Source organism: Bacillus sp. BF2-3, from assembly GCF_008368795.1.
GTDB classification, from domain to species: Bacteria; Bacillota; Bacilli; order Bacillales; family Bacillaceae_G; genus Bacillus_A; species Bacillus_A cereus.
Genome location: NZ_QOSA01000011.1, coordinates 87513 through 105069, shown reverse-complemented (window position 1 = coordinate 105069; position 17557 = coordinate 87513). Strand labels below are relative to the sequence as shown.

The window sequence follows — 17557 nt, the reverse complement described above, 5'->3', positions numbered from 1 at the left end:
GCAATGTTATCTAGTTTTGAGAGAACATAAAAAACTTGTTGACTTTTAAAGTAAATAAGTTATAATAATGATTGTCTCAAAAGAATAATGTCTGGTAATGATGGCAGAGAGGTCACACCCGTTCCCATACCGAACACGGAAGTTAAGCTCTCTAGCGCCGATGGTAGTTGGGACCTTGTCCCTGTGAGAGTAGGACGTCGCCAAGCAATATTATTCCGCAGTAGCTCAGCGGTAGTGCTATCGGCTGTTAACCGATCGGTCGTAGGTTCGATTCCTACCTGCGGAGCCATTGGAGAGCTGTCCGAGTTGGCCGAAGGAGCACGATTGGAAATCGTGTATACGTCACAAGCGTATCAAGGGTTCGAATCCCTTGCTCTCCGCCATAGGATTTATAATATTTGGCCCGTTGGTCAAGTGGTTAAGACACCGCCCTTTCACGGCGGTAACACGGGTTCGAATCCCGTACGGGTCACCACTTTGGAGGATTAGCTCAGCTGGGAGAGCACCTGCCTTACAAGCAGGGGGTCGGCGGTTCGATCCCGTCATCCTCCACCATATAAATTTTATATGAATAGTATTATCGCGGGGTGGAGCAGCACGGTAGCTCGTCGGGCTCATAACCCGAAGGTCGCAGGTTCAAATCCTGTCCCCGCAACCAAATGGTCCCGTGGTGTAGTGGTTAACATGCCTGCCTGTCACGCAGGAGATCGCCGGTTCGACCCCGGTCGGGACCGCCATTTTAATAAGGCTCGGTAGCTCAGTCGGTAGAGCAGAGGACTGAAAATCCTCGTGTCGGCGGTTCGATTCCGTCCCGAGCCACCATTTATTTTAATAAAATACGCCGGCTTAGCTCAATTGGTAGAGCAACTGACTTGTAATCAGTAGGTTGGGGGTTCAAGTCCTCTAGCCGGCACCATGTAAGTTTCGGAGGGGTAGCGAAGTGGCTAAACGCGGCGGACTGTAAATCCGCTCCTTCGGGTTCGGCAGTTCGAATCTGCCCCCCTCCACCATTTACATAGGGGCATAGTTTAAAGGTAGAACTGAGGTCTCCAAAACCTCCAGTGTGGGTTCGATTCCTACTGCCCCTGCCAAATATATTTACACAACATGGCGGTTGTGGCGAAGTGGTTAACGCACCGGATTGTGGCTCCGGCATTCGTGGGTTCGATTCCCATCAGTCGCCCCATTTTTATTTTAAAAATTACAAATAATCTAATGGATACTTACATATAATTAAGTAAGAATTCGATGGGCTATAGCCAAGCGGTAAGGCAACGGACTTTGACTCCGTCACGCGCTCTTTCAATCAAATAACTCATACATGTCTTGCGGAAGTAGTTCAGTGGTAGAATACAACCTTGCCAAGGTTGGGGTCGCGGGTTCGAATCCCGTCTTCCGCTCCAATTAAATTTGATATGGCGGGATAGCCAAGTGGCAAGGCAGAGGTCTGCAAAACCTTTATCACCGGTTCAAATCCGGTTGCCGCCTTTTCTTTTGTGCCGATGTGGCGGAATTGGCAGACGCGCACGACTCAAAATCGTGTTCCTTCGGGAGTGTCGGTTCGACCCCGACCATCGGTATCATGAACGGCGTAATAAAAGACTCTACACCAAATGTGTAGAGTCTTTTTATGTTTTCATCATACTATAAAATAAGCAAAAATGGTGTGTTGGTGAAATGCTTATAAATGATTAAGGTAAACTTATTCATTTAGTACATGCGATACAGTTGGGGAAAGCTACAAAACAATAAAGGGATAAATTTTTATCCCTTTATATAATTTCATTATTTTATAGAGAATTTCTCCAACCTGGTGACATGAAGTTAAATCCGACGCCACCAGTAGATATTAGTACATGATCAGCTGTTAATTTCGTAATTTCTAAGAACTTCTTTTCAAACTCTTCTCTGTTGTATTTGTACATAGTTGAGTGGCATGACCACATGTGCGTTGAAGTACTCAACCAGTCTCCTAATTCCTTTAATTCAGGAAACGACTCAAATCGAATTGGTTCATCTAATTTCATGAATCTCACTTGATAGATAGTTGGGTTTAACTTCTCTCCTATTCCTTTAAAAGCATGTGATTTTTTGTCTTTTGAATGTGTCATAATTCACCTTCTATCTTTCCTTCAAATTTTTTCCTATTTTTATTATACAACAATAGAAAACAATTATGGGAATAATATGGAAATCTTTATTGGCAATATAAAAAGACTGTAACAGAAATGTTAGAGTCTTTTTGTTAAGTTATACTATGTGCTTCTAAAATTCGTAATAAACGTAGGAATTCATGTATAATATAACTTGTCGAAAGAACAAAATGATAGTGATTTATATTATGTCTGTAATATGAATCAAAAATGAACTTTTTATATTTCTTTTAAAAATGTGTTGAACACACATTATATTTCATATTAATATTTTTATGTAGATTTAAAACGGGAAAGAGAGTGGAAAGTATGGGCCGTAAATGGAACAATATTAAAGACAAAAAAGCATCAAAAGATGCAAATACAAGCCGTATATACGCGAAATTTGGGCGTGAAATTTATGTGGCAGCAAAACAAGGCGAGCCAGATCCAGAATCAAACCAAGCACTAAGAGTTGTATTAGAGCGTGCGAAAACATACAATGTTCCAAGAACAATTATTGATCGTGCAGTTGAAAAAGCAAAAGGCGGTTCAGAAGAAAATTATGACGAGCTTCGTTATGAAGGATTCGGACCAAATGGAGCTATGGTTATTGTAGATACACTTACAAATAACGTAAACCGTACTGCAGCAGATGTACGAGCTGCATTTAGCAAAAACAGTGGTAATATGGGTGTGAACGGTTCTGTAGCTTACATGTTTGATGCGACAGCTGTTATCGGCCTTGAAGGTAAAACATCAGATGAAGTTCTTGAAATTTTAATGGAAGCAGATGTAGATGCACGTGACATTCTAGAAGAAGAAGATTCTGTTATCGTGTATGCTGAACCAGATCAATTTCATGCAGTACAATCTGCACTTAAAGGTGCTGGCGTTGAGGAGTTTACAGTTGCAGAATTAACAATGCTTGCACAAAGTGATGTAACACTTCCTGAAGATGCTCAAGCACAATTTGAGAAAATGGTTGATGCATTAGAAGATTTAGAAGATGTTCAACAAGTTTATCACAACGTAGACTTAGGAGAGTAATACGATAGATGACCCTTTTCGCTTAGCGGATAGGGTCTTTTTTATGAAGTTAATTAAGGTGATGAAGTATTAAAGGTATTTTGTTGTAGGTAGGGAATATGATTATAGGGATATATAAAATATTCATTATCTCTAGGAGGCTTAATATGGAACATAAGACACCAAAGCATATCGTTGCTGTAGCAGGTTATTTAACAAATGAAAAAAATGAAGTGTTATTAACAAAAGTGCACTGGCGAGCTGATACGTGGGAGTTGCCAGGAGGACAGGTAGAAGAAGGCGAAGCGCTCGATCAAGCTGTCTGTAGGGAAATAAAAGAGGAAACAGGGTTAACGGTGAAGCCTATTGGAATTACAGGCGTTTATTATAATACTTCTATGCATATTCTAGCTGTCGTTTTTAAAGTAGCATATATAAGTGGTGAAATAAAAATTCAACCTGAAGAAATACAAGAGGCTAAATTTGTTGATTTAAATGAAGAGAACATAGATGAGTATATAACGCGTCCTCATATGAAATCTAGAACGCTTGATGCAATGAGAGCAACACATTTTATTCCGTATGAAACGTGGGAAGTACAGCCGTATAATTTAATAGGAAGATTGTAAAGAAAAGAGTAGCCGATTTGAGATACATTCGAATCACTACTCTTTTTTTGTATACTGTTTAAGAAAAAGGTCAAAATAATAATAGCACTAGTATTGATTTTAGGAACGTTTGTTCTGTATAATAAATCTATATGTTATATACATTTAGATTACTAGATAGTCAAAAGTATATATATTTGTAGATGATATAATTAAAGTGTAAAGTGAAAATATAATAGTCTTAAGGGTTTCTCTTTTATTGGTTATTCGTACTTTAACATAACCTATATTCAATATTTCAGATGAATAGTAGATAAAAAAAGACTGTGATACAATACTTTTTTATCCAACTATTTGCTGGGCAGTAAGCTTGATTAATGAGGGCCGATTAAAGTTTCACTTTATACCTTACAATGATGTAAGGTACGTGTAAGAGAAATCGATGGGATATTTTTTTACAACAATGTATTCTTAAAGTAAGAGTTATATGCTGTGTGGAAAAGAGGTGTTCAAGATGAAAGAACGAGTATTATCTAGGGTGAACTATCATCAAAAAGTTGCATTAAATCCAATGACTAAACTTTTTTATAAAGCCATTATATTATTATTATTGTTAAGTTGTACGTTATTATTCATTGGAAATGTAATGATTGAGAAAAGTGATATTAGTAAATTACATGTACCGGCTAAGTTAGAGGTGCCAGAATCATTAACACATGCATTTATTGCGACAGAAGATAAAAGATTTTATCATCATAACGGTTTAGATTATATAGCAATTATTAGGGCCTCTGTTGAGAATATAAAGGCTGGTGGTGTCGTGCAAGGAGGAAGCACAATTACACAGCAGCTATCTAAAAATGCCTTTTTAACGAATGAACGTACATTTTCTCGGAAGTGGAAAGAGATTTTTTATACGAAAAAAATTGAACGCACATTTACGAAGGATGAAATATTAAAATTATATGTAAGTAATATTTATTATGGAGAAGGAGCATGGGGAATTGAAAAAGCAGCAAACCTTTACTTCGGTAAAAAGGTGAACCAATTAACGTTGGCTGAAAGTGCAATGATGGCTGCTGTAGTAAAAGCACCTGCTTATTACTCACCTGCCCAAAATTATGATAAAGCAGTAGAGAGACGTAATGTCGTTTTGAGACTAATGGAGAAAGAAGGCTATATAAGCCATGATGAGTATGTTCAAGCAGTTAGTGAGAAATTGGTAATTCGTCATGATATAAAAATAGAGCAGTCGATGTTAAATAGCGCGCGTAAAAAAGCAGTAAGTTAAGAGAAGTTCCTACAGAGGAGCTTCTTTTTTTGAATAAATTGTGACAAATTGTGACACAATATCGTCACAATTATTGTGTTTTTGTAATTTATGTGAGCGTGTTCATTGCGTGACGTATATAAGTGTTGATATTATGTGTATTGTGTACAATGCTGTATACAGAATATGAATTTAAAGAGGAATGTATATGAAATCAAATAAACTCATGGCTCTTGGTATAGTTTTTTCTATCGCAGTATTGATTGTAATTGGAACAATTGCGTATAGCATCATAAATGACAAAAAAGATAAAGGGAATGAGATGTTTGCTTATTCTACGCAACAATCTTTAGGGAAAGATGATGCTCCAGTTAAGGTAGTTGAATTTGGAGACTTTAAATGTCCTGCTTGTCGTACTTGGGATGTAACAGTATTACCTCGATTAAAAGAAGAGTATATTGATAAAGGCAAAGTGCAGTTATACTTTATTAACTTCCCATTTATCGGAAAAGACTCAGATTTAGGTGCAGCAGCTGGTGAAGCAATTTATAAACAAGATAAAGATTCATTCTGGATTTTCTATGATGAGATTTATCAAAATCAAAAGAAAGATACGGAAGAATGGATTACAGAAGATTTGCTTCTTAGCATTGTGAAAGAGAAACTTCCAAAAGTTGATGTAGAGCAATTTAAGAAAGATTTACACAGTAAAGACATTAAAGAAAAAGTAAGTAAAGATTCAGATCGTGCTCAAAAATTAAAAGTTCAAGGTGCTCCTTCTGTATATGTAAACGGAAATCTTGCAAATCCTGATTTTGATAGTATGAAAAAGGCAATTGATAAAGAATTGAAAAAGTGATGAGGTCTCTCATCACTTTTTCGACTTTTTTCGATAAAATTCTTGCCTCTACTTTTTTTACATGCTATACTATTTTACATAAGTTATTCTAATATCTTATATGTAATTCATATTTGCGGGTGTAGTTTAGTGGTAAAACAAGAGCCTTCCAAGCTCTGGTCGAGAGTTCGATTCTCTTCACCCGCTCCAAATTTTATTAAAAGTTTTTCTATAAATTGTGATCAACGCAGTGTTTCGTTTCCGAGATAAACGAGGCATTGCGTTTTTTAATGTTTGAAAAATATAATTACATGCGAAAATAGAAGTAAATGATAGTATTCCAAACGTGAATTACTAACCAATAGAGTGGTTACATAAGGGGTGGATTCATCTGAGGAGGCGATTAAGAGTGGATTTTGAACAATTAAAGCAAGATGTAATTGCGTATAGTAAAACAATTGGCATAGATAAAATAGGCTTTGCGAGCGCTTCTCCTTTTGAGGAATTAAAGCAGCGCTTAATCCAGCAACAACAATTAAATTATCAATCTGGATTTGAAGAGCCTGATATAGAGAAGAGAACGAATCCGCAACTGTTATTACCGGGTGCTAAATCAATTATTGCGATTGCTTTAGCATATCCTTCAAAATTAAAAAATGCACCATTAAGTAAGCGTGGAGAACGCCGTGGGATTTTTTGTCGTGCTTCTTGGGGACAAGATTATCATCTTGTTTTACGAGATCGTTTGAAAAAATTAGAGGCATATTTAATTGAAAAACTTCCCGATATAGAAGTGAAGTCCATGGTTGATACAGGTGAATTAAGTGATCGAGCTGTATCAGAGCGTGCTGGTATTGGATGGAGCGGTAAAAACTGCTCTATTATTACACCTGAATTTGGTTCGTACGTATACTTAGGGGAAATGATTACAAATGTTCCATTCCCGCCAGATAAGCCGATAGAAGATCAATGCGGAGGCTGTACGAAATGTATCGATATTTGCCCTACCGGTGCTTTAATACAGGGGGGACAGTTAGATTCGAAGAAGTGCATTGCGTTTTTAACACAAACGAAAGGATTCCTACCTGAAGAATATCGCGATAAAATAGGAAATCGCATATATGGATGTGATACGTGTCAGACTGTTTGTCCGAAAAACAAAGGAATGGATTTTCATAATCATCCTGAGATGGAGCCGGATCCTGAGCTAGTTAAACCATTATTAACGCCACTTTTAACAATTAGTAATCGTGATTTTAAAGAGAAATATGGGATTATGTCAGGGTCATGGAGAGGGAAAAAGCCACTGCAAAGAAATGCGATTTTAGCATTAGCACATTTTAAAGAAGCATCGGCAATTCCAGATTTAATTGGTGTTATGAAAGATGACCCAAGACCGGTACTACGCGGAACGGCAGCATGGGCACTTGGGAAAATTGGCGGAGATGGAGTAGGCGAAGCGATTGAGAAAGCGATGGAACGTGAGAAAGATGAAGAAGTGCTTCATGAAATGAATCGCGGGCTTGAATTGTTAGCACAGAAAAAAGAGTAGATAATATTTCCCTTTTTCATATTGTAATATGGGAGGGAGACAGAATGGTTGTAAAAACGAAGATTGAAAACCAAGTACAACAATTTTTAGCATATATAACGGAGAAAAGAACGAATGTGGATGGTATTGCTGAGGATTTACTACAAATGGCACTGAGAAAGAAACAATTGTTTCAAAGGCGTAGTGCACATATAGTGAAAGCAACTGCGGATGTTTCTTTCATTAGACAATTAAATAGTAATGACCATCAAGAAATTGATTATCAAATACATTTTAAATATTTAATTAAGCATAAAGAATTATTTTATATTGAAGAGGAACAATTAAAACGAAGAGTTTGTTTAAATAATAGTCGAATTATAGGCGATTCTGCTATTGAAGTGTCAGAAGAAATTAGAATGGGTGAGACATTAGAAAGGGATATTACGAAAGAGAAGTACGGTTCTTATCAGTATAATCGTTTAGAGGCAGTGAAATATGCAGAGCGTTGGTGGGATGACCGGAATCCTATGTATCGTAATTTCCCTGATAATTGTACGAATTTCATTTCTCAATGTCTTCATACTGGAGAAGTACCTATGAACGGGTATCCTAATATTCGTAAAGGATGGTGGCAAAGGGAGAATCAGTGGAGTTGGAGCTGGGCTGTTGCACATTCTTTTTATTGGTATTTGTCAGGTGCTACAACAGGACTTCGAGCAGAGGCGGTAGAGAGGCCAGAAGAACTTATTCTTGGAGATGTCATTGCTTATGATTTCGAGGATGACGGAAGATGGAATCATACGACGATTGTAGTAGCAAAAGATGCAGATGGTATGCCGCTTGTAAATGCACATTCAGCGAATAGCCGTCGACGTTATTGGAACTATGAAGACTCTAGTAAATATACACCACAAATGAAATATAAATTCTTTCATATTATTAATGGGTAGAGATTTTTCGCTCAAGTGGTATAATACGTAGTAGACAAAAAACAGAGGTGAATATCGCGTGGGAGTACATGTTGTTTTATATCAGCCAGAAATTCCAGCAAATACAGGGAATATTGCTCGTACTTGTGCAGCAACTGGAACAGAATTACATTTGATTAGACCGCTTGGATTTTCAACGGATGATAAAATGTTAAAGCGTGCAGGATTAGATTATTGGCAGCACGTAAAAATTACGTATTATGATTCAATTGAAGAATTTTATGAAAAAAATAAAGACGGTGAATTCTTCTATTTAACAAAGTATGGCGAGAAAGCTCATACAGCGTTTGACTATAGCAAGCGTGAGAAGGATTACTATTTTGTATTTGGAAGAGAAACAAACGGCTTACCAGCTAATGTAATCGAAGAAAACTTTGATCATTGTTTACGTATTCCAATGACAGATAAAGTACGTTCATTAAATTTATCTAATACAGCAGCAATTTTAATTTATGAAGCGTTCCGTCAACAAAATTACCCTGGATTAGATTTAGAAATCGTTTATTAAAAGTCGCCATATGGCGACTTTTTTTTATAAAATAAAAATAATATATAATCATACATTTAAAAGAGAGGACATAATCATATAGAATGGGATATATGATTAAAAATAGATAAGACGGGTTGAGATAAATATGAAGGAAGAATATAGTAATCAAAATACCTTTTTAAGTATGATAGATATGGATTTAATTAGACAAGGATTATTACATGCTATTCAAGATTTAGTATTCATATTGAAAGTTATTGATAATGAAACGTTTCAATATATGTATGTGAATAAAATAGGAATGGATTATGCTAGGTTAAGCGAAGAGTGCTATGGAAAAACTTTTGCAGAAGTATTACCAAAAGATATAGCGGGGATATTGCAAAGGCAATATGCAAAAGTAGTGAGAGAAGCGAAAGCACACACCTTTTGTGATGTAGTCAATTTACCAAAAGGTGAGATACATTATGAATCTTCACTTAATCCTGTCTGCGACGAAGAAGGAATATGTCAATTTGTTATTTGCATTACAAGAGATATTACAGCTCAAATTGAGGAGAAGACAAAGATAGAGGAAAAACAAATGTTATTTAAGTCGTTACTGGAATATAATAATGACTCAATTATATCTATAGATTCTATAGGGAGAGTTACATATGCAAATCCGGCAACGTATGAAATATTTGGATACCGGTATGAGGAATTAAATAATAAATTTATTTTTGAATTCATTAATAAAGAATATGAAAAAGATTTTCAAATTATATTTAAGGGATCGATGCAAGGAAAAGCAAAACAAATTGTTTCAAAGAAATATGTTCATAAAGAAGGGTACGAGCTATATATTTCTTTGAGAACTATCCCGATTATTGTGAACGGTGAAATTGTTGGGATTTATATTGTTACGAGAGATGTTACAAGGCAAGTATTAAACGAAATGCGAACAAAATATTTAGCTTACTATGACCAGTTAACGGGATTAATGAATAGAATTTCATGTACAAATAAGTTAAATACTTTTTTAAATGAGAGTGTAAATTTTGCGCTTGTATTTATAGATTTAGATGAGTTTCATCGTATTAATGATACATTTGGTCATAAAGAGGGAGATAAAGTATTACAAAAAGTTACAGAATGTTTAAGCAATCTAAAAATAGAAGGTATGCACTTATTTAGAGAACACGATGATCAATTTGTTATGTTGATAGAAAATATAAAGAAAGAATATGTAGAGGAAGTTGCAAAAAGCATACTGAAAAATATTAGTGAATATTTTGTAATCGAAGAAGAAGATGTATATTTAAGTGCATCAATTGGAATTGTAATGGCTCCAGCAGATGGAGAAGATGAAAAAATACTATTTCAGAGGGTCGATGCTGCTTTAGAAAAAGCAAAAGAAAAAGGAAAAGGACATTATCATTTTTATTGTAGTGGATTAGACTGTGAGCGTGAACAAAGGTTTATAATAGAAAACCAGTTACATCGTGCTATAGAAAAAAATGAATTTTTCTTATATTATCAGCCACAAATTAATATTGAAACGAAAAAAATAGCTAGTATGGAAGCTTTAATAAGGTGGGAGAATAAGGAATTAGGATTTGTTTCTCCAAACCAATTTATTCCGTTGGCAGAAAGAACAGGATTTATTATTAAGCTCGATGAATGGGTAGTAAATCAAGTGTGTCAGCAACTGCGCGAATGGTTAAATAAAGGATATGAAGTGGTCCCAATTGCGGTTAATATTTCAGCTAGACACTTTCGTTCTATTACATTAATAGAGATGATTACACGGGCTTTAAATAAGTACAATGTATCAGCTCATTTATTAGCGATAGAGGTTACAGAAGGAGCTCTTATACATAAAGATATATCAAAGAGAGTGTTACTACAATTAAAAGAACAAAATTTAAAGATTCATTTAGATGATTTTGGAACAGGCTATTCATCTTTAAGTTATTTAAAAACATATCCAATTGATACTTTAAAAATTGATCGTTCTTTTATGGAAGGTATACATATAGATGAACGTGATACGAATATTACAGCTGCAATTATTCATTTAGCTCATACTTTAGAATTGAATATAATTGCAGAAGGAGTAGAAAAAAAGGAGCAAATACAGTTTTTGAAAGAAAAGAATGTGAAGCTTGTACAAGGTTATTATTATAGCCGACCACTATCCAAATATGATATGGAAAATATGTATTATAAATAAAAAAATGATGTGCTAAAAGCACATCATTTTTTATGTGTACCTGGTTTGTCATTGTAACCGGATGTAAAAATAGCTGTAAGAAATGTGAGTGATACACCTAAAATTAATAATAATTTCATACTAATATCCTCCTTACTGTTTTCGGTTTATGAGTTTTATTTATTATCCAAAATGTATGTAAGGTTCTTAGAAGAAAAGAATTTATTTATAATGAATAGCAGTGTAAAAATGTTAATACCTATATTATACAGAATTTTCTTTGGATTTTGGAGAGAATTTTAGCGTGCTATTATATATTTCGTTTTGATTTAAAGAATGTTTAAGGACATCCTAGCATACCTTTTATAATAATCCGATTGAACAAGGAGATGGGGGAGGAGCTATAATGGATATTCTAAAAAAGATTGAACAGCATCGAGCAGCAGAAGAACGTTTACAATGGGAAGGTACGTTTGCGGAGTATTTGGAGCTTGTGAAAGAAAGACCATGGGTGGCTCAAACAGCACACTCTCGCATTTACAATATGATAAAAGACGCTGGAATTGAAGAAGTTGATGGTAGAAGAAAGTATAACTTCTTTAGTAATCAGCTCTTTGGATTAGAGGATGCTCTAGAACGTCTTGTAGAGGAATATTTTCATCCATCTGCAAAACGATTAGATGTTAGAAAAAGAATTTTATTATTAATGGGTCCTGTTAGTGGAGGGAAATCAACGTTAGTTACAATGTTGAAACGAGGATTAGAAACATATTCAAGAACAGATCGCGGAGCAATTTTTGCAATTAAAGGATGCCCAATGCACGAGGATCCACTGCATTTAATTCCACATCATTTACGAGATGATTTCTTTGATGAGTATGGGGTTAGAATTGAAGGGAATTTATCACCACTAAATGTCATGCGTTTAGAGCAAGAATACGGATCAAGAATTGAGGATGTAGTTGTAGAGCGTATTTTCTTCTCTGAAGATCGCCGTACAGGGATTGGTACATTTAGCCCGTCTGATCCAAAATCACAGGATATTGCAGATTTAACAGGTAGTCTGGACTTTTCTACGATTGCAGAATATGGTTCAGAATCAGATCCGCGTGCGTATCGATTTGATGGAGAATTAAATAAGGCAAACCGAGGAATGATGGAGTTCCAAGAGATGTTAAAATGCGATGAGAAGTTTTTATGGCACTTATTATCGCTTACGCAAGAAGGGAATTTCAAAGCGGGAAGATTTGCGCTTATTTCAGCAGATGAATTAATTGTAGCGCATACGAATGAAACAGAGTATCGCTCATTTATAGCAAATAAGAAAAATGAAGCATTGCACTCAAGAATTATTGTAATGCCAGTTCCTTATAATTTACGAGTAAGTGAAGAAGAACATATTTATGAAAAAATGATTCGTGAAAGTGATGTATCGAATGTTCACATTGCACCACACACACTTCGCGTTGCAGCAATGTTCACTATTTTAACTCGTTTAAAAGATCCGAAGCGTCCGGATATTGATTTAATTAAAAAGATGCGTTTGTATGATGGAGAAACGGTAGAAGGTTATAATGCGATTGATGTAGAAGAATTACAACGCGAATATCAAGATGAAGGTATGAAGGGTATTGATCCTCGTTATGTCATTAACCGAATTTCGTCTACAATCATTCGAAAAGAGGTACCATCTATTAACGCGTTAGATGTACTTAGATCTTTAAAAGATGGGCTAGATCAGCATCCATCCATTAGTAATGAAGACCGTGAACGTTACATGAACTTCATCTCATTAGCGAGAAAAGAATACGATGAAATCGCGAAGAAAGAAGTACAAAAAGCGTTTGTTTATTCATATGAAGAATCAGCTAAGACGCTTATGGATAATTACTTAGATAACGTTGAGGCGTACTGCAATAAATCGAAATTACGTGATCCGTTAACAGGAGAAGAAATGAGTCCAGATGAAAAATTAATGCGCTCAATTGAAGAGCAAATTGGAATTTCAGAAAATGCTAAGAAAGCGTTCCGTGAAGAGATTTTAATTCGCATTTCTGCTTATGCCCGTAAAGGAAAACGCTTTGATTATAATTCACATGAACGTCTTCGTGAAGCGATTCAGAAAAAACTATTTGCTGATTTAAAAGATATAGTGAAAATTACAACATCAACGAAAACGCCGGACGAAAATCAGCTTAAGAAAATCAATGATGTTGTTGCGCGTTTAATTGATGAGCATGGTTATAATTCTTCTTCAGCAAATGAATTACTACGCTATGTAGGTAGCTTGTTAAACAGATAGTTTGATAACAAAACGCTGTCTCTTGTATTTTGCGGGACAGCGTTTTATTATCCGTTCATATGTGTATAAAGTGTCATACCTTGTCCAAATGTAATAAATTAAGATGCAATTTTATGAATTTATTGTCAATTATTTTTACAATATGCATATGATAGAGTAACCAACCATTCATACGAAAAAAGCCAACACAATACAATATGTTGCAAAGTAAAAATGTGTGCAACAATGCATTGTGTTTCTTTCTTATCAGTGGCTGAATATTTCTTTCTATTTATGTGAGTGGCAAAATTTTGTTTAGGATGCTCGGGGTATTGTATGAAAAACGTTATAAATGTTTATGGGATGATTTTCTGTGGGCAGTTACCTTTCAAATATTCTAGCTTGCATATTACAGAACAAAATTTATAGATTGCTGTTCATACAGGAAGACAATTACAGTAAGGAGGGAAAGGAATGGGCGAAGAAAATCAACCAAATTATACGATTTCACAGGAAAACTGGTCCCTCCATCGCAAAGGATATGACGACCAACAGCGCCATCAAGAAAAAGTACAAGAGGCAATTAAGAATAATTTACCCGATCTTGTAACAGAAGAAAGTATAGTTATGTCTAATGGCAAGGATGTTGTAAAAATACCAATTCGTTCTCTAGATGAATATAAGATTAGATACAATTATGATAAAAATAAACATGTTGGGCAAGGAAACGGTGACAGCAAAGTTGGTGATGTCGTTGCGAGAGATGGATCAGGTGGTCAAAAACAAAAAGGGCCAGGAAAAGGGCAAGGAGCAGGAGATGCAGCTGGGGAAGATTACTATGAAGCTGAAGTCTCTATTTTAGAATTAGAGCAAGCGTTTTTCAGAGAGTTAGAACTGCCTAATTTAAAGAGAAAAGAAATGGATGAAAACCGGATTGAACATGTTGAATTTAATGACATTAGAAAAACAGGATTATGGGGAAATATCGATAAGAAAAGAACAATGATATCCGCATATAAACGAAATGCGATGGGTGGTAAAGCATCTTTTCATCCGATTCATCAAGAAGACTTAAAGTTCCGCACTTGGAATGAAGTGTTAAAGCCAGATTCAAAAGCTGTTGTATTAGCGATGATGGATACGAGTGGATCGATGGGAATATGGGAGAAATATATGGCACGTAGCTTCTTTTTCTGGATGACAAGATTTTTACGCACAAAGTATGAAACAGTTGATATTGAATTTATTGCTCATCATACAGAAGCGAAAGTCGTTACAGAAGAAGAATTTTTCTCAAAAGGAGAAAGTGGCGGAACAATATGTTCTTCCGTATATAAAAAAGCATTAGAACTTATCGATAATAAATATTCACCTGACCGCTATAATATTTATCCATTCCATTTTTCAGATGGTGATAATTTAACATCAGATAATGCTAGATGTGTAAAACTTGTTGAAGAGCTAATGAAGAAGTGTAATATGTTTGGGTATGGGGAAGTGAATCAGTACAACCGCCACAGTACACTCATGTCAGCCTATAAAAATATTAAAGATGAAAACTTTAGATACTATATTTTAAAGCAAAAAGCAGACGTATTTCATGCGATGAAAAGCTTTTTTAGAGAAGAATCAGGTGAGAAAATGGCATAACCTCTTTTAAAGAGGTTCTTTTTTTGTAAACTTTTTATTTTTTCAGTTGACAATGATAATGAAAATCATTATCATTTATTCGAGAAATGATTACATTTTGAATTATATATTTCGGAGGAGATGTAAAGTTGAAACAAAATAAAAGAAAACGTATAAATGCAATGATTATAGCGGCGGCGTTATCACTTCCGTTTGCTGTGTATTCAACACCTGCTTTAGCGGCAGTAGCAATTGAGGCGAATAAAACTGGACAAGGTTTAGAAGATGGTACATATGACGCTGTTATTAAAGCGTATAAAGATAAAACGAATGAAGAGTCTATGGCAGCTGTTTATATAAAGGATCCGAAATTAACAATTGAGAATGGAAAGAAAATTGTAACAGCAACGTTAAGTGATAGTGATTTCTTTCAATACTTGAAGACAGAGGATATTCACACTCCAGGTGTGTTTCATGATGTGAAAGTAATATCAGAAGACAAAAAGAAAAATGGAACGAAAGTGATTCAGTTTGAAGTAGGGGAATTAGGAAAAAGGTATAATATGCGAATGCATATTTATATTCCAACAATGGCCTATGACAATAAGTACCAAGTACAGTTTGAAGTAAATACATTGAATTTAGATAAAGATGTTCCAGAAGCACAAAAGGAAAATAAAGAGGAGAAACAAGATGAAAACGGAAATGTAATATTAGATAAGCAATTACAAAAATATATTAATAAATACAACTTAGATAGAGATAATGTTGATGCGCCAATCACAAAGAAAGATTTATTAAAAATTAAAACGTTATCCATTTATTCTGGTAAAGGAATAAATGAAATAACTGGTTTAGAGTATATGACAAATTTAGAGAAGTTGACGTTACGAGAGTCTAATGTAAAAGACATATCAGCCATCTCGAAATTGAGAGGTTTGAAGTACGTTGATTTAACGTCTAATTCAATTGAAAGTATTCACCCAATTGAGCAGCTAGAGAATATTAATATGCTTTTTTTAAGAGATAATAAAATTTCTGATCTTACACCATTAAGTAAAATGAAAAAAATTAAAACATTAGATTTAATCGGTAATAACATTAAAGATATCCAGCCATTATTTACATTATCAACTATGAAACAATTATACTTAGCAAATAATCAAATCAGTGATCTTACGGGAATTGATCGATTAAATAATGTGGAACTATTATGGATAGGGAACAATAAAATTAATAATGTTGAATCTATTAGTAAAATGAGTAATCTTATTGAACTAGAAATTTCTGATAGTGAAATAAAAGATATATCACCATTATCTCAATTAGGAAATTTACAAGTGCTGAATTTAGAAGAGAATTATATCTCTGATGTATCGCCGCTGAGCACCTTAACAAATTTACATGAGATAAATCTTGGAGCAAATGAAATTTCTGACGTAAGGCCTGTTGAGGAATTAGGTAAGCGAATTTCAATTGACATTCAAAGACAAAAAATCTTTTTAAATGAAGCAAGTGTAGATGAAGAAATAAAAATCCCAGTATACAACCTTAAAGGAGAGCCACTTCAAAATATTAATCTACAAAGTGAGGGGGCTACTCTGAATAACGGATTTATAAAATGGAATAGTCCTGGAGAAAAAATATATGAATTTAAACTAGATACTAATTCTACTGAAAGTAAAATAAGATTTAATGGCACGGTTATACAGAATATAGTTGAAAAACAAAAAGAAAGTCAAAATGTAATTCTCGATAAAACTTTACAACAACATATTAATAAAGAGAATTTAGGTAGAGAGAATGTAAACGCTCCTATCACAAAAGAAGATTTATTACAGATTAAAAAATTAGAGATACTTAAAGAAAAAGGAAATGAGATAAAAGATATAACAGGTTTAGAATACATGACGAATTTAGAAAAACTTACTTTAGAAGGAGTAGGCCTGAAAAATATTGAGTTCATCTCAAACTTGAAACAATTGAATAATGTGAATGTATCTCATAATCAAATTGAAGATATAACACCACTATCTTCATTGGAAAATTTACAGTGGTTAAATCTTGCGGACAATCATATTAAAGATGTAACGGTTATTGGTTCCATGCTAAACTTATTTAGCTTAAATCTAGCTGGAAATGAGATTCGTGATGTAAGGCCGTTAATACAATTAGGTCAGTGGTTTACAATTGATGTTGGAAGACAAAATATCATTTTAAATGATGCAAAAATAAACGAAGAAATTCAAATTCCTGTATATGATTTAGAAGGAGAAAGTATTGAAAATATTCAATTGGTAAGTGAGGGAGGGACGTTTAATAACGGAGTAATAAAATGGAGTACCCCAGGTGAAAAGGTGTATAAATTTGATTTAGATTCTGATGAAATTAGCATAAGGTTTAACGGAACAGTTATACAGAATATAGTGGAAAAAGAAGAAGAAAAAGAGCCGGTAAAAGAAATTGAAGAAACAAAAGAAGAAGAAAAAGAGCCGGTAAAAGAAATTGAAGAAACAAAAGAAGAAGAAAAAGAGCCGGCAAAAGAAGTTGAAGAAACAAAAGA

Annotated in this window: 12 protein-coding genes, 15 tRNA genes and 1 rRNA gene; 27 read left to right on the top strand and 1 reads right to left on the bottom strand. The window is 34.5% G+C overall.

The features are described 5' to 3' along the window. Positions 1 to 90 precede the first annotated feature (90 nt). The 15 genes from rrf (at position 91) to DN401_RS11130 (ending at position 1580) form a co-directional block, all read left to right on the top strand. Positions 91 to 206: ribosomal RNA gene (gene rrf, locus DN401_RS11200) — 5S ribosomal RNA — on the top strand. Positions 207 to 214: 8 nt separating this feature from the next. Next, positions 215 to 289 (top strand) — tRNA-Asn (locus tag DN401_RS11195). Between the two features lie 2 nt (positions 290 to 291). Continuing rightward, a tRNA-Ser gene (locus DN401_RS11190) sits at positions 292 to 383 on the top strand. A 17-nt stretch (positions 384 to 400) separates the two neighbouring features. Continuing rightward, positions 401 to 475, top strand: a tRNA-Glu gene (locus tag DN401_RS11185). 4 nt (positions 476 to 479) lie between these two features. Next, a tRNA-Val gene (locus tag DN401_RS11180) sits at positions 480 to 555 on the top strand. Between the two features lie 26 nt (positions 556 to 581). Next, positions 582 to 658 (top strand) — tRNA-Met (locus DN401_RS11175). 3 nt (positions 659 to 661) lie between these two features. Next, positions 662 to 737 (top strand) — tRNA-Asp (locus DN401_RS11170). Between the two features lie 9 nt (positions 738 to 746). Continuing rightward, a tRNA-Phe gene (locus DN401_RS11165) sits at positions 747 to 822 on the top strand. 18 nt (positions 823 to 840) lie between these two features. Next, a tRNA-Thr gene (locus tag DN401_RS11160) sits at positions 841 to 916 on the top strand. A gap of 10 nt (positions 917 to 926) precedes the next feature. Then, a tRNA-Tyr gene (locus DN401_RS11155) sits at positions 927 to 1010 on the top strand. Positions 1011 to 1017: 7 nt separating this feature from the next. After that, positions 1018 to 1091: transfer RNA gene (locus DN401_RS11150), tRNA-Trp, on the top strand. A gap of 19 nt (positions 1092 to 1110) precedes the next feature. Continuing rightward, a tRNA-His gene (locus tag DN401_RS11145) sits at positions 1111 to 1186 on the top strand. 142 nt (positions 1187 to 1328) lie between these two features. Then, a tRNA-Gly gene (locus DN401_RS11140) sits at positions 1329 to 1403 on the top strand. A gap of 14 nt (positions 1404 to 1417) precedes the next feature. Next, positions 1418 to 1488, top strand: a tRNA-Cys gene (locus tag DN401_RS11135). A gap of 10 nt (positions 1489 to 1498) precedes the next feature. Beyond that, positions 1499 to 1580, top strand: a tRNA-Leu gene (locus DN401_RS11130). 210 nt (positions 1581 to 1790) lie between these two features. Here DN401_RS11130 and DN401_RS11125 read toward each other — a convergent pair. After that, positions 1791 to 2111, bottom strand: a complete 321-nt coding sequence (locus tag DN401_RS11125) for a DUF3884 family protein (RefSeq protein ID WP_000149743.1) — start codon at positions 2109 to 2111, stop codon at positions 1791 to 1793. 351 nt (positions 2112 to 2462) lie between these two features. On the opposite strand from DN401_RS11125, the gene DN401_RS11120 reads away from it, so the two are divergent. The 12 genes from DN401_RS11120 to DN401_RS11065 form a co-directional block, all read left to right on the top strand. Continuing rightward, positions 2463 to 3182, top strand: coding sequence for a YebC/PmpR family DNA-binding transcriptional regulator (locus DN401_RS11120; protein WP_000532952.1), 720 nt, complete (start codon positions 2463 to 2465; stop codon positions 3180 to 3182). A gap of 146 nt (positions 3183 to 3328) precedes the next feature. Then, positions 3329 to 3790, top strand: a complete 462-nt coding sequence (locus DN401_RS11115) for an NUDIX hydrolase (RefSeq protein ID WP_000400455.1) — start codon at positions 3329 to 3331, stop codon at positions 3788 to 3790. Positions 3791 to 4283: 493 nt separating this feature from the next. Next, complete coding sequence (locus DN401_RS11110) at positions 4284 to 5060, top strand: transglycosylase domain-containing protein (protein ID WP_000664715.1); 777 nt, start codon at positions 4284 to 4286, stop codon at positions 5058 to 5060. A 187-nt stretch (positions 5061 to 5247) separates the two neighbouring features. Then, positions 5248 to 5898, top strand: a complete 651-nt coding sequence (locus tag DN401_RS11105) for a DsbA family protein (protein ID WP_000841307.1) — start codon at positions 5248 to 5250, stop codon at positions 5896 to 5898. Between the two features lie 115 nt (positions 5899 to 6013). Beyond that, a tRNA-Gly gene (locus tag DN401_RS11100) sits at positions 6014 to 6087 on the top strand. Between the two features lie 199 nt (positions 6088 to 6286). After that, positions 6287 to 7429 (top strand): tRNA epoxyqueuosine(34) reductase QueG, encoded by a 1143-nt coding sequence (queG, locus tag DN401_RS11095; protein WP_000345206.1) that lies wholly within the window; start codon positions 6287 to 6289, stop codon positions 7427 to 7429. 44 nt (positions 7430 to 7473) lie between these two features. After that, positions 7474 to 8361: an amidase domain-containing protein gene (locus tag DN401_RS11090; RefSeq protein WP_000260591.1), complete on the top strand. Its 888-nt coding sequence runs from the start codon at positions 7474 to 7476 to the stop codon at positions 8359 to 8361. A 58-nt stretch (positions 8362 to 8419) separates the two neighbouring features. After that, complete coding sequence (trmL, locus tag DN401_RS11085; RefSeq protein WP_000538147.1) at positions 8420 to 8908, top strand: tRNA (uridine(34)/cytosine(34)/5-carboxymethylaminomethyluridine(34)-2'-O)-methyltransferase TrmL; 489 nt, start codon at positions 8420 to 8422, stop codon at positions 8906 to 8908. Positions 8909 to 9035: 127 nt separating this feature from the next. Further along, positions 9036 to 11105: a sensor domain-containing protein gene (locus DN401_RS11080; RefSeq protein WP_000657174.1), complete on the top strand. Its 2070-nt coding sequence runs from the start codon at positions 9036 to 9038 to the stop codon at positions 11103 to 11105. Between the two features lie 385 nt (positions 11106 to 11490). Beyond that, a complete protein-coding gene (locus tag DN401_RS11075; RefSeq protein ID WP_000353273.1) occupies positions 11491 to 13386 on the top strand; it encodes a PrkA family serine protein kinase in 1896 nt (631 codons plus the stop codon). A gap of 453 nt (positions 13387 to 13839) precedes the next feature. Beyond that, complete coding sequence (gene yhbH, locus DN401_RS11070) at positions 13840 to 15015, top strand: sporulation protein YhbH (protein ID WP_000503517.1); 1176 nt, start codon at positions 13840 to 13842, stop codon at positions 15013 to 15015. A gap of 128 nt (positions 15016 to 15143) precedes the next feature. Continuing rightward, positions 15144 to 17557, top strand: a 2414-nt coding sequence (locus DN401_RS11065; RefSeq protein WP_255481278.1) for a leucine-rich repeat domain-containing protein, incomplete at its 3' end; no start/stop codon positions are given.

Coding starts and splice junctions, on each gene's coding strand:
- DN401_RS11090 (WP_000260591.1), top strand. CDS start 7,474: ATGGTTGTAAAAACGAAGATTGAAAACCAAGTACAACAATTTTTAGCA.
- DN401_RS11075 (WP_000353273.1), top strand. CDS start 11,491: ATGGATATTCTAAAAAAGATTGAACAGCATCGAGCAGCAGAAGAACGT.
- DN401_RS11120 (WP_000532952.1), top strand. CDS start 2,463: ATGGGCCGTAAATGGAACAATATTAAAGACAAAAAAGCATCAAAAGAT.
- DN401_RS11080 (WP_000657174.1), top strand. CDS start 9,036: ATGAAGGAAGAATATAGTAATCAAAATACCTTTTTAAGTATGATAGAT.
- DN401_RS11105 (WP_000841307.1), top strand. CDS start 5,248: ATGAAATCAAATAAACTCATGGCTCTTGGTATAGTTTTTTCTATCGCA.
- DN401_RS11110 (WP_000664715.1), top strand. CDS start 4,284: ATGAAAGAACGAGTATTATCTAGGGTGAACTATCATCAAAAAGTTGCA.
- yhbH (WP_000503517.1), top strand. CDS start 13,840: ATGGGCGAAGAAAATCAACCAAATTATACGATTTCACAGGAAAACTGG.
- DN401_RS11115 (WP_000400455.1), top strand. CDS start 3,329: ATGGAACATAAGACACCAAAGCATATCGTTGCTGTAGCAGGTTATTTA.
- DN401_RS11125 (WP_000149743.1), bottom strand. CDS start 2,111: ATGACACATTCAAAAGACAAAAAATCACATGCTTTTAAAGGAATAGGA.